The sequence below is a fragment of the Blastococcus sp. Marseille-P5729 genome (genome assembly GCF_900292035.1).
Classification (GTDB): Bacteria; Actinomycetota; Actinomycetes; order Mycobacteriales; family Antricoccaceae; genus Cumulibacter.
On record NZ_OMPO01000002.1, the window covers coordinates 349,774 to 370,470 of the forward strand.

At 64.9% G+C, this 20,697-nt stretch carries 18 protein-coding genes and 1 pseudogene; 10 read left to right on the forward strand and 9 right to left on the reverse strand.

What is annotated here, in order from left to right; translation table 11 throughout:
* Positions 1-107: 107 nt before the first annotated feature.
* From DAA40_RS10185 to DAA40_RS10210, 6 genes are all read right to left on the reverse strand, one after another.
* Entirely contained in the window at positions 108-590 is a 483-nt protein-coding gene (locus DAA40_RS10185) for a cytidine deaminase (protein WP_199849695.1), read from the reverse strand.
* 5 nt (positions 591-595) lie between these two features.
* Positions 596-2,131: an ABC transporter permease gene (locus DAA40_RS10190; RefSeq protein ID WP_106849621.1), complete on the reverse strand. Its 1,536-nt coding sequence runs from the start codon at positions 2,129-2,131 to the stop codon at positions 596-598.
* Positions 2,131-3,564 carry an ABC transporter permease gene (locus DAA40_RS10195; RefSeq protein ID WP_106849622.1) on the reverse strand — a complete coding sequence of 478 codons (1,434 nt, stop codon included), beginning with the start codon at positions 3,562-3,564 and terminating at the stop codon, positions 2,131-2,133. Before DAA40_RS10195 ends, DAA40_RS10190 begins: the two co-directional genes overlap by 1 nt.
* Positions 3,561-5,210, reverse strand: a complete 1,650-nt coding sequence (locus DAA40_RS10200; RefSeq protein WP_106849623.1) for an ABC transporter ATP-binding protein — start codon at positions 5,208-5,210, stop codon at positions 3,561-3,563. The genes DAA40_RS10195 and DAA40_RS10200 overlap by 4 nt, the downstream gene beginning before the upstream one ends.
* Before the next feature lie 189 nt (positions 5,211-5,399).
* Positions 5,400-6,470 carry a BMP family protein gene (locus tag DAA40_RS10205; RefSeq protein WP_158716362.1) on the reverse strand — a complete coding sequence of 357 codons (1,071 nt, stop codon included), beginning with the start codon at positions 6,468-6,470 and terminating at the stop codon, positions 5,400-5,402.
* A gap of 150 nt (positions 6,471-6,620) precedes the next feature.
* The gene (locus DAA40_RS10210) at positions 6,621-8,465 is read right to left on the reverse strand and encodes an HNH endonuclease signature motif containing protein (protein WP_106849625.1); all 1,845 of its coding nucleotides are present in this window, start codon (positions 8,463-8,465) and stop codon (positions 6,621-6,623) included.
* A 306-nt stretch (positions 8,466-8,771) separates the two neighbouring features.
* Here DAA40_RS10210 and DAA40_RS10215 point away from each other — a divergent pair, with 306 nt between their 5' ends.
* The 5 genes and pseudogenes from DAA40_RS10215 to DAA40_RS10235 all read left to right on the forward strand — a co-directional run.
* Positions 8,772-9,500, forward strand: a complete 729-nt coding sequence (locus tag DAA40_RS10215; RefSeq protein ID WP_234356366.1) for an amino acid ABC transporter ATP-binding protein — start codon at positions 8,772-8,774, stop codon at positions 9,498-9,500.
* Positions 9,501-9,611: 111 nt separating this feature from the next.
* Complete coding sequence (locus DAA40_RS10220; protein WP_106849627.1) at positions 9,612-10,490, forward strand: glutamate ABC transporter substrate-binding protein; 879 nt, start codon at positions 9,612-9,614, stop codon at positions 10,488-10,490.
* A 121-nt stretch (positions 10,491-10,611) separates the two neighbouring features.
* Complete coding sequence (locus tag DAA40_RS10225; protein WP_234356334.1) at positions 10,612-11,289, forward strand: amino acid ABC transporter permease; 678 nt, start codon at positions 10,612-10,614, stop codon at positions 11,287-11,289.
* Positions 11,286-12,230 carry an amino acid ABC transporter permease gene (locus tag DAA40_RS10230; protein WP_106849628.1) on the forward strand — a complete coding sequence of 315 codons (945 nt, stop codon included), beginning with the start codon at positions 11,286-11,288 and terminating at the stop codon, positions 12,228-12,230. Before DAA40_RS10225 ends, DAA40_RS10230 begins: the two co-directional genes overlap by 4 nt.
* Positions 12,231-12,531: 301 nt before the next feature.
* Positions 12,532-12,870, forward strand: a pseudogene (locus tag DAA40_RS10235) (ISL3 family transposase); the annotation flags it as partial.
* A gap of 62 nt (positions 12,871-12,932) precedes the next feature.
* Here DAA40_RS10235 and DAA40_RS10240 read toward each other — a convergent pair.
* Together DAA40_RS10240 and DAA40_RS10245 are read right to left on the reverse strand one after the other, a co-directional pair.
* Positions 12,933-13,622 (reverse strand): HAD family hydrolase, encoded by a 690-nt coding sequence (locus tag DAA40_RS10240; RefSeq protein WP_106849629.1) that lies wholly within the window; start codon positions 13,620-13,622, stop codon positions 12,933-12,935.
* The gene (locus tag DAA40_RS10245) at positions 13,619-14,575 is read right to left on the reverse strand and encodes an ATP-grasp domain-containing protein (protein WP_158716363.1); all 957 of its coding nucleotides are present in this window, start codon (positions 14,573-14,575) and stop codon (positions 13,619-13,621) included. The genes DAA40_RS10240 and DAA40_RS10245 overlap by 4 nt, the downstream gene beginning before the upstream one ends.
* Positions 14,576-14,886: 311 nt before the next feature.
* On the opposite strand from DAA40_RS10245, the gene DAA40_RS17035 reads away from it, so the two are divergent.
* Together DAA40_RS17035 and DAA40_RS10255 are read left to right on the forward strand one after the other, a co-directional pair.
* The gene (locus DAA40_RS17035; RefSeq protein ID WP_106849631.1) at positions 14,887-15,255 is read left to right on the forward strand and encodes a helix-turn-helix domain-containing protein; all 369 of its coding nucleotides are present in this window, start codon (positions 14,887-14,889) and stop codon (positions 15,253-15,255) included.
* Positions 15,256-15,368: 113 nt separating this feature from the next.
* Complete coding sequence (locus DAA40_RS10255; RefSeq protein ID WP_106849632.1) at positions 15,369-16,616, forward strand: IS256 family transposase; 1,248 nt, start codon at positions 15,369-15,371, stop codon at positions 16,614-16,616.
* Positions 16,617-16,638: 22 nt separating this feature from the next.
* Here DAA40_RS10255 and DAA40_RS10260 read toward each other — a convergent pair whose 3' ends face one another.
* A complete protein-coding gene (locus tag DAA40_RS10260; RefSeq protein WP_158716364.1) occupies positions 16,639-17,121 on the reverse strand; it encodes a hypothetical protein in 483 nt (160 codons plus the stop codon).
* A 562-nt stretch (positions 17,122-17,683) separates the two neighbouring features.
* On the opposite strand from DAA40_RS10260, the gene DAA40_RS10265 reads away from it, so the two are divergent.
* The 3 genes from DAA40_RS10265 (at position 17,684) to DAA40_RS10275 (ending at position 20,470) form a co-directional block, all read left to right on the forward strand.
* Entirely contained in the window at positions 17,684-18,253 is a 570-nt protein-coding gene (locus DAA40_RS10265) for a sugar transferase (protein WP_304529200.1), read from the forward strand.
* A 79-nt stretch (positions 18,254-18,332) separates the two neighbouring features.
* The gene (locus DAA40_RS10270) at positions 18,333-19,043 is read left to right on the forward strand and encodes a formyltransferase family protein (protein ID WP_199849696.1); all 711 of its coding nucleotides are present in this window, start codon (positions 18,333-18,335) and stop codon (positions 19,041-19,043) included.
* 536 nt (positions 19,044-19,579) lie between these two features.
* Positions 19,580-20,470, forward strand: coding sequence for a glycosyltransferase family A protein (locus tag DAA40_RS10275; RefSeq protein WP_106849636.1), 891 nt, complete (start codon positions 19,580-19,582; stop codon positions 20,468-20,470).
* The last annotated feature ends 227 nt before the right edge of the window (positions 20,471-20,697 follow it).

Below are 20,697 nucleotides of genomic sequence, written 5' to 3' on the forward strand. Positions count from 1 at the left end.
TCTCCGCTAGCGCTCCGCCTCGCTCGACGACCGTGGTGGGGCCGCGTCGCTCGAGTGCTCTGGCATGCGTTGACCTCTCGTCTCACTGCGTCTCGGCGTCGTCTCCGCTAGCGCTCCGCCTCGCTCGACGAGCGTGGTGGGGCCGCCTCGCTCGACGAGCGTGGTGGGGCCGCGTCGCTCGGGGAGTGTGGATCCGTGATCTCGTTGATGTCGGTGGCATCGAAGGCGTCGGGGAGCACATCGCTCATCGGCCGGACGCCGCGCGAGGTCATCAGCGAGCACGACGGCCCGCCGTGCTCCCACAGCAGCTGCCGACACCGCCCGCACGGCATCAGCGCCTCGCCGCGCGCATCGACGCAGTACACCGCGACCAACCGGCCGCCACCGCTGGCGTGCAGCGCCGAGACCATCCCGCACTCGGCGCACAGGCCGACGCCGTACGACGCGTTCTCGACGTTGCAGCCGACGACGATCCGTCCGTCGTCAACCAGCCCGGCGACACCGACCGGGAACCGGGAGTAAGGCGCGTACGCCGTCCGCATCGCCGCCACCGCGGCAGTGTGCAGCGCAGACCAGTCGACGTCCGGCACCCCGACTACTCCCCTCGTCGGTAGGTCAGGCCGTCAGCCGCCGGCATTCGCAACCGCTGGGAGGCGAAGGTGAGCACCATCAGGGTGATGATGTTCGGGATCGCGCCCTTGAACGACTGCGGAATGCCGGTGTTCGACAGCCACATCCACGCGAACAGCAGATACCCGATCGCGTACGCCGGGAGGTTCGCCGACGATTGCGCATGGGCGAGAGTCCGCCGGAAGGCCTGCACCCCGTAGTACAGCAGCGCAATCAGCACCAGCATGACCACCACGATCAGGATGACCACGCCCACCTTGCCCAGGCTCGTGGACTGTGGGTTATCGGGGATGAACTGCGATTTCAGCAGCAGGGTCCGCGCCGAGAAGAACAGCGCCACCACGGCACCGGCGAGCAGCAGCCCGATGAACACCAGCGTCGATATCCGGGTGGACTTCTTGATCGCGTGATCGCCGCGTCCGGCGGCGAGCTTGCGCAGCTCGATCACCAGCAGGACGGCGAGCCCGATCGCGACGAGGACGACGATCGCGGTGGACGCCGAGAGGTCCGAGCGGGCGTTGACGGCGCTGGTGTAGCCGAACAGTAGCGAGCCCAGGAGGGTGCCGGACGCCGTCCAGTTGCCGAAGATCAGCGCGGCGAGGCCGATGTAGCCGCGTCCGCCGGTCTGGTTCTCCAGGTAGCCCTGCGAGGTCACGATCACCAGGAACGCACCGCCGAGCCCACCCATGGCGCCGGAGATGATCACCGCGAGGTACTTCTCGCGGTAGACGTTGACGCCGAGCGACTCCGCCGCCTTCGGGTTCTCACCGGCCGAGCGGACCCGCAGGCCCCACGGGGTCTTCCACAGCACCCACCAGGTGGCTGGGAACAGCGCCAGGCACAGGATGGTCAGCAGACTCAGGTTCGTGGTGAGGCCGCCGACGATGCCGGCGACGTCCGAGATCACCGGTGTTCCCTTGGCGTGCAAGGAGCCTAGCGCGTCGCTCCACGGCAACGTCACCTTGGTGATCTGGCCCGGAGGCGGCGACATCTTGCCGTTCTGCTCGGGAAAGAGGATCTCGGCGAGGAGTCCCGCGACGCCGAGCGCCAGCAGGTTGATCGCGACGCCGGAGACGATGTGGTCGACGCCGAAGGTGATGGTCGCGACCGCGTGGATCAGGCCGAACAGCGCACCGCCCGCGACGGCGGCGATCACGCCGGCCCACGGGCCGCCCTTCACGCCGATCCAGGCACCGAAGATGGTGCCGGCGATCAGCATGCCCTCCAGGCCGATGTTGACGATGCCGGCGCGCTCGGACCACAGGCCCGCGAGACCGGCCATCGCGATCGGGATGGTGAACACCAGGGCCGCGGAGACCGACCCCGCGCTGGTGAACTGGCTGGCACCGGTCGCCCACCGCACGAGACAGAAGGCGAGGAAGGCGCCGCCGATGATCACCCACCGCTGCTGCGCCGTCAGCTTCTTGCGCTTGGCCGGCTCGCCCGGTGCGGGCGTCGTGGTGTCGATGAGCGCTGCGCTGCCTGGAGTCGACTGCGTCATCACGTCACCTCCCCATCGCTCGTCGGGCCGTCGGTAGGTCGGCGCCGTTCATCCCCACCTGCTGTAGGTTCTGCCTCGCTATAGCGAGGCGTAACGTCCCGCAGGTCGTCGGGTGGTACGGGCGTCGACCCAGAGGCGCCGTCCGTGGCGTCCACGCGCGTCGAACCGGCGGCATCGCCGCTGCCTGAGGCTTCGCTGTCAGAACCCGCGCCCGCCGGGTGCGCGGGCGTGTTGGCCGCAACCGCCTTCGCCTCGGCGGCCTTGGTACGACGGGAGACGACGGTGTAGGCGACGACGACGGCCAGCAGGACGACGGCCTGCATGATCGCCGACAGCTTGTTCGAGATGCCGATGAGCTGGAACCCGCGGGTGGCGACGTCCAGGAACGCCCAGATGAACGAGGCGATGAACATGCCGACCGGGTTGTTGCGGCCCAGCAGAGCGACTGAGATCCCGGCCCAGCCGACACCGGTCACGAAGGTCTCATCGAAGCTGTGCTGGCGTCCGCCGAGCAGCTCGGGCAGGCCGGCGAGGCCCGCGAGCGCACCGGAGATCAGCATCGCGTACACAGTCATCCGCTTGGCGTTCACGCCGCTGGCGCGCGCGGCTTCGGCGTTCTGACCTGAGGCGCGCAGATCGAAGCCGAACCGGGTGCGCTTGAGCATGAACCCGTAGAGGACGCCGAGCGCGATCGCGACCAGCAGGAAGCCGTAGGTGTTCGAGCTCAGCGGCGGCGGCTCCAATCCGAAGGCGTTGAGGATCGGGTCGACGATCCCGTTGATGTTCGGGAACCAGGCCGACTCCGGCAGCGGCGGCGTCGCGGGACGGCGTCCGGCAGCGTCCGGGCTGAAACCCGCATCGCGCAGCAGGAAGCCGATCAGCGCCGCCGCGATCGCGTTGAGCATGATCGTCGAGATGACCTCGGAGACACCGCGGGTCACCTTCAGGAATCCTGCGATGCCCGCCCAGATCGCGCCGACGATCATCGCGGTGGCCATCATGACGAGGATGTGCAGCACCGCGGGGAGCTCGCCGACCGAGGCGCCGACGTACGCCGCGAACAGCGCCGCCAGGCGGTACTGTCCCTCGACGCCGATGTTGAACAGGTTCATCCGGAAGCCGACCGCGACCGCGAGCGCGGAGATGAAGTACATCCCCGCCTTGTTGATCATGTCGATCCAGTTGCGGCCGAGGTCCATCGTGTTGCCGATGCTGTCGAACACCTCGCCGATGCCGCGACCGGAGGCGAGGACGACGAGGATCACGACGACAAGCGCTACGAGGAAAGCCGCGATCGGCGCCGCGAGGGTGAGCCCGAACGAGCGCCACCGGGTGCCCTTCACCGAGGGCGCGGTGATCTCCTCGGCCACGAGCGGCGAGCCGTCGGACGGCGGCGGTGTCTGGGTGGGGGTCGCGGTGTTCTGGTCGCTCATCGCGCGTCCTCCTCGCTGGTCGTCGCCGTGGCCCCGGGGCCGCCGCCCACGACCGCTGCGGTAGCTGGATCCGGGGCGTCGGTGCGCGCAGCGGTGGTATCGGCCGAGCCGTCCGCGCCGGTCATCGCCGAGCCGAGATCCTCCGGGGTCACCTTCGCGGGGTCGAAGGAGCGCACCAGGCGGCCGCGCAGGATCACCTGGAGGCTGTCGGAGAGCCCGATCAGCTCGTCGAGGTCCGCAGAGATCAGCAGCATCGCCATACCCTCGGCGCGGGCGGCCCGCAGCTTGTCCCAGATGGCGGCCTGCGCGCCGACGTCCACGCCGCGGGTGGGATGGGCGGCGATGAGCAGCTTGGACTGGTGCGCCATCTCGCGGCCGATGATCAGCTTCTGCTGGTTGCCGCCGGAGAGCGATCCGGCCGTGACGTCGATGGACGGCGTCCGGACGTCTTCTTCACGCACGATCCGCTCGGTGTCGGCCTTGGCGCCCTTGGTGTCGATCAGCGGGCCGGAGATGTTCGGCTCCTGGGTCTGGTGCCCGAGGATCCGGTTCTCCCACAGCGGGGAGTCCAGCAGCAGCCCGTGGCGGTGCCGGTCGGCGGGGATGAAACCGATGCCGGACTCGCGGCGGCGGCGGGTCGACCACTCGGCGATGTCCTCGCCGTCGAGGGTGATCGTGCCGCCCTGCAGGATCTCCATGCCCATGATCGCCTCGACCAGCTCTTCCTGGCCGTTTCCTTCTACACCGGCGATCCCGAGGATCTCACCGGCGTGGATGCGCAGGTTGATGTGGTCGACGACTGCGCGGCCGCTGAAGTCGCGGACGACGAGGTCCTGCACGTCGAGGACGACGTGGTCGGTCTGCACGGTGTCGCCGCGGGTGGTCGGCTCGGGCAGCTCGTTGCCGACCATGAGCTCGGCGAGCTGCCGCGAGGTGGTCTGCTTGGGGTCGACCGCGGCGACGGTGGTGCCGCGGCGGATGACGGTGACGTCGTCCGCCACCGAGAGCACCTCGTCGAGCTTGTGCGAGATGAAGATGACGGTGTAGCCCTCGCTCTTGAGCTCGCGCAGGTTGTCGAACAGCTCGTCGACCTCCTGCGGCACGAGGACGGCGGTCGGCTCGTCGAGGATGATGATCTTCGCACCGCGGTAGAGGACCTTGATGATCTCCACGCGCTGCCGGTCGCCGACGCCGAGGTTCTCGACCAGCTCGTCGGGATCGACCTCGAGCCCGTAGTCCTCGCCGATCTTGCGGATGACGTCGCGGGCGCCGTCCCCGATGCCGTGCAGCTTCTCGGCGCCGAGGACGATGTTCTCGAGCACGGTGAAGTTGTCGGCGAGCATGAAGTGCTGGTGGACCATGCCGATGCCGGCCTTGATCGCGTCGGACGGCGTGTGGAACACGACCGGCTTGCCGTCGATCAGGATCTCGCCCTCGTCCGGACGCTGCATCCCGTACAGCGTCTTCATGAGGGTGGACTTGCCCGCGCCGTTCTCCCCGACGATCGCGTGCACGGAGCCGCGGCGGACCTTCAGGAAGATGTCCTTGTTGGCGATGACGCCGGGGAACCGCTTGGTGATGCCGACCAGCTCGACCGCGAGCTCGTCAGCGCTCTCGCTCGCTGCTGCGGGAGGCGCAGTTGTCATGGCTACCTCGAACCAGGTGGGTGCTAGAGGGAATTCTCAGGCGAGAAACATACCGCTCGCCCGGGGTGCCGCGCGGGTGGTCGCCGATCGCCAGCAGCGCCGGTGATCCCGCTAGTCACGTCTCAGAACGCGACCGTCGGGGTGTGAAAGGCATCGGCCTCCCACACCCCGACGGATGAAGCATTGCAGTTACGCAGTCGGGACGGTGATCTCGCCGCTGACGATCTTGTCCTTCATCTCGGTGACCTGAGACTCGACCGCAGACTTGACCTCGGCGTTGTTGATGACGAAGTCGACGCCCTCTTCCTTCAGGCCGACCGAGTTGGTGCCGGCCTCGAACGAGTCGTCATTGACGTTCTTGATGAAGTCGTAAACGACGGTGTCGATGCGCTTGAGCGCCGAGGCGATGATCGTCTCCTTGTAGGAGGGGTCAGCGCTCTCGTACTGGTCGGAGTCGGTGCCGATCGCCTGGCCGCCCTTCTCGGCCGCGGCCTCGAAGACGCCGTTGTTCGACAGGCCGGCGGCGGCGTAGATGACATCGGCGCCTGCGTCGTACTGACCCTCTGCGGTGACCTTGCCCTTGCCGGGATCGGTGTAGCCGGAGTAGTCGCCGGCCTCGGTGAGGTACTTGACGTCGATCTGGATATCGGGCTTGGCGGCCTGAGCTCCGGCGATGTAGCCCTTCTCGAAGTTGTTGATCAGGGTCTCGTTCACACCACCGACGAAGCCGATCTTGCCGGTCTTGGAGGTCAGCGCCGCGATGGCGCCCACGAGGTAGGCGCTCTCGTTGTCCTTGAAGACGTAGGAGGCGACGTTCTCGGCCTCGAGGACGTTGTCGATGAGAACGAACTTCACGTCCGGGTAGTCCGGAGCGACGGTCTCGAGGGCGTTCTTGTAGGAGAAGCCGACGGTGACGATGGCGGTCGCGCCGTTGTCAGCCAGCTGGCGCAGGCGCGCCTCCTTGTCGGCGTCCGTCTCGTCCGGCTTGCCCGAAAGCTCGGTGGCCTTCTCGAGGTCGAACTCCTTGACGGCCTTGTCCAGGCCTGCGGCGGCGGCGTCATTGAAGGACTTGTCACCGCGGCCGCCGGTGTCGAAGGCAACCGCGACGACCGGGGCGTCGCCCGAGCCGCCGTTGCCTCCGCCGCCGTTCTCCGAGCCGGACCCGCCGGAGTCACGGTCGCTGCTGCAGGCGGAGAGAACCAGGGTCGCCGCGAGGGCTACGGCTACCGCGCCCCGACGGAACAAACGTGGACGGCGCAAGACCGTCTCCTTTCGTGAATGTCCAGCCGGCAACGGGGTCGACGGGACGGTCATGATGGCTACCCAAGGGTAGCGCTCGGCTAACGGTCGTTAACCCGAGGTTGGGTACACCGACACCATTTCGTGCCCTGCACAACGATGGAGTCCGCGCTATCCGGTGGTGGCCGGGGCGGCTGGGCCGCGGTGTCCCGCTGCGGGGAGGTGGGTGGTGATGAGGTCGGCGGCGTCGCGGTAGAAGGCGTCGCGTTGTGTGGTGGGGATGTGTGCGGCGATGAGCTGGATGAGCTCGTCGATGTCTTCGCCGGGATCGAGCAGGTCCCGTATCAGCCCGGTCGGGTCGCCCGGCGGACTCCCGCCACCGCCTCGGCGTCGCGCTCGTTCTCGTTCGGCGCGGTCGCGTTGGGCTTGCCTCACACTGTCGGCGAGGTGGGTGATCTCGTTTTGGCAGGGGATCTTGATCCGGGCGTTGATCTGCGGTTTCTGCTCCGGGTCGAGCCACGCCGGTGGGGTCCAGACGGGGATGCCGTTGATGATGTCCACGGCCCAGCCGCGTTTGTCGAATTCGCGGTGGTGATACCCGCAGACGAGGGTGAGGTTGTCCAGGTCGGTGTGTCCGCCTGACCACCACGCGATCACGTGGTGGCGCTGGCACCAGTCGGGTGGGGCTTGGCATCCGGGGAAGCTGCACCCGCCATCGCGGGCGATCAGGGCGTGGGTCTGGGCCGGGGAGGCGGTGCGGCGGTCGCGGCCGTAGGCCACGATCCCGTGGATGTTGCTGATCCACACCGGGATCAGGGCCGCGTCCCGCGCCAGGCGCAGGATCTCGTTGATGGTGAGCTGCCCGCCGCCGGCGATGCGGCCGGCGGCCTGCTGCGCGGTCGTGCGGCCGGAGGGGTCGTCGCGTAGCTGCGCGATGGCTTCGATGAGCCGGTCGAGGTCGATGGTGATGTGCACCGTGGCAGCGGTCCCGCCGGACGCCGGCGCGCCGGCGAGCTCCAGGAGCCGTTGGCAGGCATCTTGTAGGCCGTCGTGGGTGCGCTGGGCGGCGGTGCGGTCATCCGGGCCGTTGGCGTCGGCGGGGTGGGGTGCGGCGAACGGCCCGATCGCGGCATCGAACAGGGCCTTGCCCTCGCGGGTCAGCGCGCCGGAGATCTTGTGGGTGCCGTCGCGGCCTTCGGGCCCGATCATCACCCCGCGCCGCGCCGTGGCGACCTCGTCGCTGGGCAGGGTGCCGTCGGGGTTGATGACCTCCTCGACCTTCTCCGCCGCGACCTCCAGCTCCTTATACGTCAACCCGGCGGCCTGGTGGACCAGCAGCCGCTCGGCCAGCTCGAGGTTGTGCGGGTCGAGGTCGGGGTTCTGCCCCACCCGCGTCATGGCCTTGCAGATCACATCCACCTGGCCGGTGCTCACCGAGCCACCCTGGCGGACCGCGTCGGCCAGCAGCGGGAGGCGCGGTGGGGTGGTGCCGCTGCTGAAGGCGTTCTGCGGCAACAACTGCTCGGCGCGTTTCGCGCGCGCGTTCGCCTCACCACTGGAGACATGCAGCACCTGACACAGCGCGAGGGGGATGCTGCTGGCGCACACGTGATCCTGCAACCGATCCTCCCTCGCGGCCTCGATCACGTACGAATCGACCATGATCAGCCGCGTGCGGTGCGCCTCCAACCGCTGCGCCATCGCGATCAGGCGGTCCGGACCCAACGCGCCCAGCTCGCCCTCTTCCCCGATCCCCAGCAACAGCTCATAGCCGCGCTGCAGATGCGCGAACGCCTCATCCAGATCGCGGTCCAGCTCCCGAGCAGACTCGCTCGCCAACCACAACCGCTCCGCATCAGCCGGCGAGGCGGCAGCAGCGATCGCCCAATCCGGCTCCGTCGCGGACGCTGGCGTGGCCGCTGCGTCGGCCACCGGCGGGGCGGCGTCCGCCGGAGAGTCGACGATCGCCGGGGAGGGTGCGGTGGGCAGTCCGTCGCTCGTGTGCTGGTCGTCCACTGCGCTCACCTCCCTACGTGGATAACGTTATCGTACATGTGTTCGAGGCACCACGCAAGCGAGAATCTGAAAATCTCGGAAAGGGCGCTGCGGGAGATGACCGTCCAGGTCACCGGGGCGATTCCATAGAACTGCGTTACGTGGTTGTGATCGCGGCGCAACGGGGATCGGCTGAGTCGGGTTGTAGGGTTCATGCCCATGACACGAGCGAACGACCCAGTTCCGGGCGATTCGAACGATCCGGCGCTCACTGGTTCGAGCAGTCCTGCCGCGGCCGGCTCGAGCACGGCCACCGCGGAGCCGCCTCTGGTGCAGATCGAGGGCGTCAACAAGTGGTACGGCGACCTGCACGTCCTGCAGGACATCAACCTCGACATCCGCAAGGGCGAGGTGGTCGTGGTCGTCGGTCCCTCGGGCTCGGGCAAGTCCACGCTCTGCCGCTGCATCAACCGCCTGGAGACCATCCAGGAAGGCACCATCCGGATCGACGGCGTCCCCCTCCCCGAGGAGGGCAAGCAACTGGCGAAGCTGCGCGCCGAGGTCGGCATGGTGTTCCAGTCGTTCAACCTGTTTGCGCACAAGTCGATCAAGGACAACGTGACGCTCGGCCCGCTCAAGGTGCTCGGCAAGTCCAAGAGCGAGGCGGACGACGACGCGATGCGGCTTCTAGACCGCGTCGGCATTGGCAATCAGGCCGACAAGATGCCCGCTCAGCTCTCCGGCGGACAGCAGCAGCGTGTGGCGATCGCCCGTGCGCTGGCCATGCACCCGAAGGTGATGCTGTTCGACGAGCCGACGTCCGCCCTCGACCCCGAGATGGTCAACGAGGTCCTGGACGTCATCACCGACCTGGCCCGCGAGGGCATGACGATGGTAGTGGTGACCCACGAGATGGGGTTTGCCCGGAAGGTCGGTGACCGAGTGATCTTCATGGCCGACGGGGCGATCGTCGAGGAGGCGACCCCCGACGAGTTCTTCACCAACCCGCAGTCCGATCGTGCCAAGGACTTCCTCGGCAAGATCCTCAACCACTAGCCCTCAGCCATTAGCCCTCAACCACTGATCCTCAACCACTGAAACCTCGGCGAGCGCCGTGTCCCGGTCGCACCGGCCGGGTGTCCTGGAGAAAGAGAAGGTAGAGCGTAGATGCGTATCAAGTTCGCCGCGGTAGCTGCGGCATCGGCCCTGGCCCTGACGCTCAGCGGCTGTGGCAATGCAGAGTCCGAAGGTGGCGCTGATCCGACCGTCGAGTCCGAGGTCAGTTTCGAGGACGGCACCACCATGGCCACCCTCAACGAGGCCGACGCGATCAAGATCGGCGTCAAGTACGACCAGCCCGGCCTCGGGTACGTCGACCCGGCGCAGGGTGACGAGCCGCAGGGCTTCGACATCGAGATGGGCAAGATCATCGCGGCGAAGCTCGGCATCGAGGCCGACAAGATCGAGTGGGTCGAGACGGTCTCGAAGAACCGCGAGCCGTTCCTGCAGAACGGCACGGTCGACATCGTCATTGCCTCCTACTCCATCACCGACGAGCGCAAGCAGGTCGTCGGCCAGGCCGGCCCGTACTACGTCACCGGTCAGCAGCTGCTGGTTCGCGAGGACGACGACTCGATCAACGGCCCCGATGACCTCAGCGGGAAGTCCGTGTGCTCGGTGACCGGCTCGACGTCCATCAAGACGGTGCAGGAGAAGTACGGCGCGAACCCGAGCCCGGCTGCGACCTACTCCGAGTGCGTGCAGGCGCTGCTGAACAAGACGGTAGACGCGGTGACCACCGACGGTCCGATCCTGCTCGGTTACGCCGCGCAGGACCCGGGCAAGATGAAGGTCGTCGGCGACCCGTTCTCCGAGGAGCGTTACGGCATCGGCTACAAGCACGGTGACACCGCGATGTGCGAGTTCATCACCGAGACGATCAACGAGTCTTTCGAGGACGGCTCGTGGGAGAAGGCCTTCGACGACACGTTGGGCAAGGCGGACGTCGACGCGCCTGAGGCTCCCGAGACCGACTCCTGCTCCTAGTTCCCTCGGTGTCCGCGGCGGTGGCCTGATCTGCGCCACCGCCGCGGCCCGTCCGGCCGGTACGCCGCCCGCGGGTGGCGCACGGCGGCCAGTTCTTCTCAGCTGAAGGGCACTACTCACCGTGAACGTTCTAGCTGCCAGCGGTCTCGGCGTCCTGACCGACAACGCCGGCTCGCTGCTCCGTGGATTCTGGGAGACGATCCAGCTCACCTTCTGGGCGGGGTTGTACGCCTTCGTGCTCGGGCTGATCCTGGCCGCCTGCCGAGTGTCCCCGGTCCCGGTGCTGCGTGCCGTCGGTACGTCGTACGTCAACATCTTCCGCAACACTCCCCTGGTGCTGCTGTTCATCCTGTTCGTGTTCGGCATTCCGCAGCTGGGCATCATCGACCCGACCTGGACGTTCGTGTACGCCGTCGGGGCGCTCGGCACCTACACCGCGGCGTTCGTGTGCGAGGCGATTCGCTCGGGCATCAACTCCGTGCATCCCGGGCAGGCCGAGGCGGCCCGCTCGATCGGGCTGACCTTCTCGCAGAACCTGCGCCTGGTGATCCTCCCCCAGGCGATGCGCGCGGTCATTCCGCCGCTCGCCAGCGTCTTCATCGCGCTGGTGAAGAACTCCGCGATCGCCGAGGCCTTCTTCATCACCGAGGCGGCGTTCGTGATGGACAGCCTCGTGCGTGACTACCCGCAGGCGCTGTACTGGATCTTCTTCGGCACCGCCCTCGGCTACATCGTGATCGTCTTCTTTATCTCCGGTATCGCGCGATTGCTCGAGAAGCGGCTGGAGGTGGCCCGATGAGCGCCAACGTATTGTTCGATGCGCCGGGGCCCCGGGCGCGCCGCAACCAGCGGATCGCCGGCGTCATCACCGTGCTCGTGCTCGCCGGGATCCTCGGCTTCATCGCCTACCGGTTCGCGCAGACCGGGCAGTTCGAGTCGAAGATGTGGAGCCCGTTCACCAACCCGAACGTGATCCGAGCGCTCACCAACGGCTTGATCAACACGATCCTCGCGGCGGTGTTTGCGATCATCTTCGCGTTGATCTTCGGTGCGGTGTTCGGGGCGATGCGCCTGTCATCCGTCGCCCCGCTGCGGTGGATCGGAACGATCGTGGTGGAGTTCTTCCGCGCCGTACCGCTCGTGCTGCTGATCCTGTTCGTGTTCCTGGGCTTCCGCCAGGAGTTGCAGGCGGCGTCCGACACGATCGGGCTGACGAACCTGATGGACAATGCCGGGCTGGGCCGCAGCCAGGGTGCGCTGTTCGCGCTCGTCATCGGCCTGACGCTCTACAACGGGTCGGTGCTGGCGGAGATCTTCCGGGCCGGCGTGAACTCGGTGCCGAAGGGCCAGCGGGAGGCGGCGTACGCGATCGGGCTGACGCAGGGTCAGACGCTGTGGATGATCCTCGCGCCGCAGGCGGTCCGCACCATGCTGCCGGCGATCGTGAGCCAGAGCGTGGTGGCGCTGAAGGACACCTCGCTGGGCTTCATCGTCGCCTTCGGCGAGATCGTCCGCACCGGACAGCTGATCGCCGCCGACCCGGCGCGACGCAACTACATCCAGATGGCGATCGTCATCGGCGCGGTGTTCATCATCATCAACTATGCGCTGTCGAAGCTCGCCCAGTACCTCAGCGCCCGCCAGCGCAAGGTCAAGAAGCTGACGCCGATCAAGGCCGATCCCCTTCTGCCCCCGGACACCGCCATCGAGATCGAGACCGAGCGCCAGCTCAAGGATTGACGAGGAACCCGATACGTGTCGGCCTTCGGGCGCGAGAACTGATCAGCACGCGCCATGAGGACGAAGTCAGAAAGAATGACTACGCCTCAGGTCCCGTCGCGCATTGGGGCTGCTCGTCGTCGTGCAGGGCATCGAGAATGGGCATGACCTTGGGGTAATCCGGCTCTTCGCATTTGAGGATGTAGAGCTCGCCCGCGCGTCGCTGGCTGGGTGACGGTCGAGGTCTTCCGAAGATGGGAGTTCTCACCGCCCATCCGAAAGACCTCGACGTGCCTGACGCTGCTACCTTCGCCTACCCGCCCTGAGGACCTTCACCCGGCTGGACGCGCTCGGCCTGGAGGTGACCGCCCAGCTGCTCAAGCCCGACCGGGCGGTGCTCGCCTGCCGGGTGGACGACCCGGACGACTGGTGCCGCCGCTGCGGCTGCCAAGGCGTAGCCAGGGACACCGGCGTCCGCCGGTTCGCGCACGCGCCGCTCGGATGGCACCCCACCACCCTGCTGGTCACGGTGTGCCGGTACCGGTGCGCGGAGTGCTCGCGTGTGTGGCGTCAGGACACCACTGCCGCGGCCGAGCTGCGGGCGAAGATCTCCCGGGGCGGGCTAGCATGGGCTCTGGTCGGCATCATGGTCCAGCACCTGCTGGCACCTGAGTGTGGCTTCGGGGCCGACCAATCAAGCGGCTGCAGGGTTGCCGCGCGGCGCTATATCTGGACGAAGTCGAGAATCGAAAGAAGATCTTGAACCACGAATTCTGGCTCTCCTCCGGCCGGGGCCGCGCAGTCGACGTGAAGCTGGCCTTTCTCTTGAAGGCGCACCGAGTGAGTTCCGGCCCTGCTTGCCGCTAAGAAGTCCTTATGAGGGTTGTCTGCGACGTATACGGCCCGGTCGGGCCGCACCTCAAGTTGCCGAAACACCTCGATCAGACCGATGGGCGAAGGCTTCCAGGCATCACGACCGCCGAGCGAGTCGGTGCAAACTACTTTAAGGCCGCGCTCACGTAACTGTAGCGCCGCTACCTTTGCCTCCTGCATGACGAGCGGCCCGTCCGTTACGACGCCTAAAGCGACGACGCCGGATAGTTGTTCCAGTAGTACCTGAGCAGATGCCTTCAACTCGACATTAGGTTTGTGAGAGCGATAGGTCTCGACGCATTGCGCTACAAGATCCTCACGTCCGAATGGGGCAAGGACTGCGTCAAACGCCCGGGCACGGTCCGGGGAGTCGAATATTGCTTCGAGCCTGCACACGAGTGTCCGCGCTGGCGTGTCGAGCAGTCCTTCAAGAGTCTTTGCGACAGCCTCGTAGCCACTGCTCACGTAGTCACGTTCTCGGATCAGCGTGTCATCAAGGTCCAGAATGACCGCGTCTACTTGCGGGCGGGATTGGATCATGGCCGATAAAACAGCGACTCATCGAAGCGCACCATGTGTAGGCCGACATCTAGGGGCTCAAGTGGTCGCGCTTCCTCGAAAAGGTAACTACGAACGAGCAACTCTGCGACAGGTATCCCGGCAGCAATCGCCAATGGGAGACCGCCACCCATGCGAGCGTTAATCTCGGTCACTCGAAACTGACCAACGTCGTCATACATGCCTTGGACGGTCACTGGCCCGGTGGGTTTGAGCGCATCCACTACCGCGCTTGTCATCTCACTGATCTGGGGATCGTCGACCAGAACTCCTCGAACCACTTCGCCTCCGCGCGTTGCTAGGCGTTGCCGTTGAGCGCTGGCCAGCACTTCACCCTGGCGACCAACCAGGACGTCGACCGTAACTTCGGGCCCTTTAAGCAACTCCTGCACGATTGGTTGTTCGATATAGCCGGTAAAGAATCGAAGCGCATCAGCATCACGAACCACGAACGCATCTACGCCGCCACTGCCCCTCCGGGGCTTCATGAAAAGTGGCAGGTCAGTCGGATCAGGCAAGTCATCTGAGCCGGGTATCCATGTACGGGGAGTCGGGATATCGTGCGATCGCAGCCAGGTGTACGTGAGCCACTTGTCCGACACCATCGGAGCCTCGTTTGAAGCCACCGAACGCAGCGGAATTCTACTGGTCGAACCACCTAGCACTGCTATGTCCGGATCGATGAGAGGGAATACTGCATCGACCTGCTCAGACTCGCATAGGTCCGCAATCGCTGATGAATACGACGGATCGTCAGACCGCGGCACGAGGCGAATCGCGTCGCCCAACAGCTGGGCCGCTGGCGAGAACACGTCGATCTCAGTACCTAAGATCCGCAGTCGGCCAGGGTGATCCTCGACGTAGTGCTGAAAGTGACGCAGTAGTTCCACTCGGCGCCCCACTGATGTGAAGAGAAACGTCAACGGAGGCGCCACCAGGTCTCCTTCGTGCGGCGGTCTACAGACGCTCATACTGTAGCGTTGCTGGGTGAGACTGCTATTCCTCACCCAGTGGTTTCTGAACTGGCCCAGGTTTTCCGCCGCTCCTATATGCGCTGCCGGTTGAGTGCCGCGCAGTGGGCCTGTTCGAACTCTACTGGGGTCATCATCCGAAGAGAGCCGTGCAGGCGCCTGTTGTCGTACCATTCGTCCCAGCCGGCGGTGAACCGCCCCGGCGAGTCAGAGCCTGCCCCACTTTTCCGGACACCGATTCTGGGGTGTGATTGCCTCGGGAAGGAGTCTTGGAGATGCCTGCTGCCAAGCCGCCGGAGTTCCGGCGTCGTGCTTTGGATCTGGTCGCTGCGGGTGAGCCCGTTGCGCGGGTCGCGAAGGATTTTGGGGTCAGCGAGTCGTGCCTGCGTCGGTGGATGGAGACCGACGCGATCGATTCGGGTCGGGCCGAGGGGCTGACGTCGGCCGAGAAGCGGGAACTGAGTTGCGACGCCGCAACCGGGTCCTGGAGACCGAGATCGAGATCCTCAAACGCGCGAGTGCGTACTTCGCCAGGGAGAACGTCCTCCCAAAATGATGTTCCGGTGTGTCCAGGAGTTGGCCGAGCAGGGGTTCCCGGTCTCGGTGACGTGCCGGGTGTTGAAGGTGAGTTGAGTCCCGCATAGTGGTGTAGCGCGGTCGCCGGGATCGTCGCCGGCGTGTACGGCAGACGTAGATGCGGCCACCGCGTGATCCTTCGAGTGAACCTCTCACAGCACCCTCGAACGGAGTCATCACGATGACCGCACCACACATTGTCGACCCTGCCGGCCTGCTGGGTGAGGCCCTGGCCGTAGCGAGTCCGGATCTGATGCGTTCGCTGCTGCAAACGATCATCAACGCGCTGCTGTCCGCGGATGCCGACGCGGTGGTCGGCGCCGAGTACGGCCGCCCTGATCCGGGTCGGACGACGCAGCGCAACGGCTACCGTCGCCGTCCGTTAGACACCCGGGTCGGCACGATCGACGTGGCGATCCCCAAGCTCAGGAAGGGCACCTACTTTCCTGAGTGGCTCCTGGAGCGCCGCAAGCGCTCGGAATCCGCGCTGATCACGGTGGTGGCCGACTGCTACCTCGCCGGCGTCTCGACTCGACGGATGGACAAGCTGGTCAAGACCCTCGGGATCGATTCGCTGTCGAAGTCACAGGTCTCCCGGATGGCCGCCGAATTGGATGCCACGGTCGAGGACTTCCGGCACCGCCCGCTGGGTGCGGCCGGGCCGTTCACGTTCCTCGCCGCCGACGCGTTGACGATGAAGGTCCGCGAGGGCGGCCGGGTGATCAACGCCGTGGTGCTGCTGGCGACCGGCGTCAACGGCGACGGGCACCGCGAGGTCCTCGGCCTGCGAGTGGCCACATCTGAAACCGGGGCAGCATGGAATGAGTTCTTCGCCGACCTGACCGCCCGCGGACTGAGCGGTGTCCGACTGGTGACCAGCGATGCGCATGCCGGTCTCGTGGAGGCGATCGCAGCAAACCTGCCCGGCGCGAGCTGGCAGCGGTGCCGCACCCACTACGCCGCCAACCTGATGTCGGTCACACCGAAGTCGATGTGGCCAGCGGTCAAGGCAATGCTGCACAGCGTCTACGACCAGCCCGACCGTTCCGCGGTGCACGCCCAGTTCGAGCGGCTCCTTGACTACGTAGACGGCAAGCTGCCCGAGGTCCACGACCACCTCGACACCGCGCGCGCCGACATCCTCGCGTTCACCGAGTTCCCCAAGGACGTGTGGACCCAGGTCTGGTCCAACAACCCCGCCGAGCGACTCAACCGCGAGATCCGCCGCCGCACCGACGCCGTCGGGATCTTTCCCACCCGCGAGGCCATCATCCGACTCGTCGGCGCCGTGCTGGCCGAGCAGACCGACGAATGGGCCGAAGGACGCCGCTACCTCGGACTCGACCTCCTGTCCCGCTGCCGCGTCAACATCGTCCCCGACAACGACACCGAGATCGGAGCTGATCAACTGCCCGCCCTCACCGCCTAACCCCAGAAGAAGGAACGCAGCACTACACCACTACTAGGGACTTGACCTCGGTCGCGGCCTCGATCACAAATGAGTCGATCATGATCAGGCGGGTGCGGTGCGCCTCCAAGCGCTGGGCCATCCGGATCAACCGATCCGGACCCAACGCGCCCAGTTCCCCGGCCTCGCCGATCTCCAGCAGCTTCTCGAAACCCCGCTGGACGTACGCGAACGCTTCATCGATGTTCGCGTCAAGCTCGCGAGCGGAGTTGCTGGCCAGCCACAGGCGCTCCGCGTCACCCGGCGACCCGGCTGCCGCAGTCGCCCAGTCGGCGTCCGCTGCGGAGACTCCAGAAGTCTCTGCCGCGGAGACTCCAGAGTCAGCTGCGGGCATCTCCGCTGCGCTCGGCGTCGCTCGTTCCTCGCGCGCCGCGCTCCGGTCGATGACCACCGACTGGTCGGCCTCCACCATCGGGTCGACGGGCATAGCGGGGGTGAGGAGATTGCCGGTGTGTTCGTTGTCCACAGTGCCACCTCCTCGCGTTCTAATTGATTCGTACATCTGTTCGAACAATACCGCAACGGGTCGGCCAAGTTTCCGAGAAAGGCGGCCGGTTTACGCAGCAGGTCAGGGCTTGCCTGGTCCAGCTGCTCGGTCAGGAAACGAGCAGGGTCGATACTGGGTCCAGCGGTCATCGGTGTGTCCTTCTTCGAGTCGGTTGTGAGAGATCACTCGAAGGATCCACCCGGTGGCCGGGACTACGTTGCAGACGCGCTCACCGAGCTACTCGTCGTACACCACTCTGCTGGACTCCACTTGGGCACAAGGTCGGCGCGGCCGGCGACAACGCCGCGAAGGAGAAGAGACTCGCGCCCATCGAGGCCGGTTAGCCCGAGGACTGAGAATCAGGTCGGGTGCCTGTTCCGCTTCCACAATCTTGCTGTTGAATTTCACGGCATCGCGCATGACGGGCCAAGGTGCAGCGACTCGTCCCCGTGGGCGGCCTGCACATCTGGGCAGGTCCGCCCGCTGGCATGGTTCAATGACGTGTGTGCAAAGAACCGTGAAGCGTTTAGGCGATGTAACAGTGGCAGGCACCGGCGTCGTTGTTCTGTCCCCACTCTTTCTGGCAATTGCAGTCGCAGTCAGGCTGACCACCGGATCTCCTGTTCTTTTCAGGCAGATGCGCCCGGGACTTCACGGTCGGCCGTTCCAGATCCTCAAGTTCCGAACGATGTGTGACGCCGCCGATGCCGACGGACAATTGCTGTCTGATGATGAGCGGCTCACCAAGTTTGGGGCATGGCTCCGATCCACCTCACTAGACGAGCTTCCGGAGTTGTTTAACGTGCTCCGAGGCGAGATGAGCCTAGTTGGCCCACGTCCACTCCTGATGCAGTACCTGCCCCTCTATTCGGAGTTCCAGGCAAGGAGACACGAAGTGCGGCCCGGTGTTACCGGATGGGCGCAGGTCAACGGCAGAAATGCTATCTCGTGGGATCAGAAGTTCGATCTCGACGTCTGGTATGTGGATAATTGGTCCCTTGCGCTAGACGTCAGAATCCTCGGCCGCACCGTTCTAAAGGTCCTGCAACGACAAGGAATAGCACAAGAGGGGTGCGCAACAGCGAAGTATTTCGAAGGGACCGCCAAGTGAAAGTGCTCTTTCTCGGCCGGAAAAGGCTGCAGCGAATGCGCTTCAGTGGTGCGTCGAGAGCGGCTTCGAAGTTGTTGGCGTGGTGACCGACAACCATATTGCTAACTCCTCCACGGCTAAGCGGGCGACAGAACTGGGGCTGCCACTGTTCACTCTGGAGGACGTCTATCATCGCATCACCACCGGGACGCTGGAATGCGACGTAGCGACCTCGTTCGTATACTGGCGGAAGATCAAACAGCCGCTGCTCGGTTACCCCAAGTATGGGATTATCAACTTTCACCCCGCTCCCCTACCGGAGTATAGAGGGACTGCAGGTTACAACTTGGCAATCCTTAACCGTCTGGACCGCTGGTCTGTTACCGCGCATTACGTCGATAAAGACATCGACACCGGCGGTATAATTGATGCGTTCGAGTTCAGTATCGATAGCGAGAGCGAGACAGCTGCAAGCCTTGAGGCCACAAGTCAGGCCTTCATGCTCGGCCTATACCGAAAGACCCTAAATCGGGTGGCAAAGGAGGGGAGTTTGCGCGCCATCGAGAACCTAGGAGGACGGTACGTATCTCGCGCCCAGACGGAAGAGATGAAACAATTTTCCGAAGGCGACGATATAGATCGGCAGATTCGAGCATTCTGGTTTCCTCCATATACGGGCGCATTCGTAGAAATCGCAGGCGTGAAGTATACGTTAATAAACGAGTTCATACTAAAGTCGCTGGTGCCGGGCGGCCAGACTTTCCAGTTACCGACAACCGGCACGCGGAGCATTCCGCCAGCAGCTCCGTGAACGCGAGGCACTTTTCAGGTACACACGCAATTAGCCGAGTGTGGCCTTGCCCCCGCCGTGCGTGGGAACATGGTAGCGTCATCAAGCAAGGGACTTGTGGCCGGTTGAGGCAACGCAGGATCTCGGCGGAATTAGAATGGCTTGCGCTCGCGAAAGGACATGATGGTGGCGAAAGCACCAATTGCCGTCGTCGGCGGACGCATGGCATCACGAACTAGCAGTTTGCTGGCTGCAGTTCGCCAGGTGGCGGTTGTTCTTGACTCACCTACCCGCGGCGTTCGCGTCTTCGGGTGGTGTGGCCATTCATCGCTATGAGCACCCGTAAAGTAGCCGTGATGAGAAAGGTCTTGACAGATCGGCCTGCTGACTACTCGTTGATTGAAGGTGGCAGCGCTCGCGAGTGCTGCAGAGTCGGTGTGGTCGCCCTCATGACGAGTTCGCAGGCATCGAAGGATGATCTCCGTTCAATTTCGATGTCTTTACTTAGCGATTGACCAATCGCTTAGAGCGGACTTCCTCTCCCTCTCGGATTCCTTATGCTGACAATTATCACGGCAACCTTCAACCGCAGATCCACATTGCCGCGGTTGTATGCCTCACTCTGTCGCCAGACGAGCAGAGACTTCGAGTGGGTCGTTATTGATGACGGTTCGACTGACGACACCACTGGTTTGCTTAGGGAGTGGCAGCGAGACGAGATAATCGACTTGCGTTACTTTCGGAAGCTCAACGAAGGCAAGCATGTCGCGGTGAATCTCGCCGTGTCTCAAGCGCTGGGCGACTTCTCGATGATTGTCGATTCCGATGACTGGCTCGCCACCAACGCAGTGGAGCTCGTAACCACGTGGGCCCAGGATACGATTGGTAGGCCAAATCTCGCAGGGGTGTCGGGGCTCAAGAATCTCGGAAACCCACCACGCCTTGAGCGTTTCCCCAGAGAGTTCGTTGAGTCCTCCCATCGCGACCGGCTGCAATATGGGCTACGTGGAGACTTGGCCGCCGAAGCTTACCGCACGAATATCCTTCGAGAGTTCCCGTTTCCTGTGTACTCGAATGAAAAGTTCATGCATGAGGCCGTGGTGTGGAACCGAATCGCCGACGCCGGATACGTGGTCCGCTGGTATCCGGTGGTCATCTACTACGCCGAATACCAGCCTGGGGGGCTAACACGCAGCGCCGAAGAGAACGCAATCAATTCGTTCGAGGGTTTCACAACCTACATGGTCGAAGCATCCCGAGGTCTTCACGGATGGCGTCGATTCCGGCTTATCGGCGCCTACGGGAAAATCGCTCGAGTGCATCGACTTCGAACGCGAGAAATCGCATCTCGGTTCAATTGTTCGCCGGTCACAGCATGGCTCGCGCGCTGGAGTAAAGTGGCGTTTGACCGCGTACGATCATTGCGCCGACAGAGTCCCGGAGAATGAGCCGCAGGACCGGTATCTGTCTGTGGCCTGAGCGCCATCTCAGTCAGGTGGGCACGAGGGGGGTTCATATCGAGCGTGATGCGCAAACTGGTCCGGGGCTGTCGCCGAGTGAATCGTATGGCTCGATCGCGGGTGAGCACCCTGTGGCTACAGGCGGCTTACACCGGACTCCGCTTTGAAGGAACAGTCCGCATCGGCGCGGGGTGCGACATCTATGTAGCGCCTGG

Excerpts from the sequence above, each read along its gene's own strand:
- DAA40_RS10275 (WP_106849636.1), top strand. The coding sequence starts at position 19,580 with ATGCTGACAATTATCACGGCAACCTTCAACCGCAGATCCACATTGCCG.
- DAA40_RS10220 (WP_106849627.1), top strand. The coding sequence starts at position 9,612 with ATGCGTATCAAGTTCGCCGCGGTAGCTGCGGCATCGGCCCTGGCCCTG.
- DAA40_RS17035 (WP_106849631.1), top strand. The coding sequence starts at position 14,887 with ATGCCTGCTGCCAAGCCGCCGGAGTTCCGGCGTCGTGCTTTGGATCTG.
- DAA40_RS10255 (WP_106849632.1), top strand. The coding sequence starts at position 15,369 with ATGACCGCACCACACATTGTCGACCCTGCCGGCCTGCTGGGTGAGGCC.
- DAA40_RS10240 (WP_106849629.1), bottom strand. The coding sequence starts at position 13,622 with ATGATCCAATCCCGCCCGCAAGTAGACGCGGTCATTCTGGACCTTGAT.
- DAA40_RS10190 (WP_106849621.1), bottom strand. The coding sequence starts at position 2,131 with ATGACGCAGTCGACTCCAGGCAGCGCAGCGCTCATCGACACCACGACG.
- DAA40_RS10200 (WP_106849623.1), bottom strand. The coding sequence starts at position 5,210 with ATGACAACTGCGCCTCCCGCAGCAGCGAGCGAGAGCGCTGACGAGCTC.
- DAA40_RS10230 (WP_106849628.1), top strand. The coding sequence starts at position 11,286 with ATGAGCGCCAACGTATTGTTCGATGCGCCGGGGCCCCGGGCGCGCCGC.
- DAA40_RS10195 (WP_106849622.1), bottom strand. The coding sequence starts at position 3,564 with ATGAGCGACCAGAACACCGCGACCCCCACCCAGACACCGCCGCCGTCC.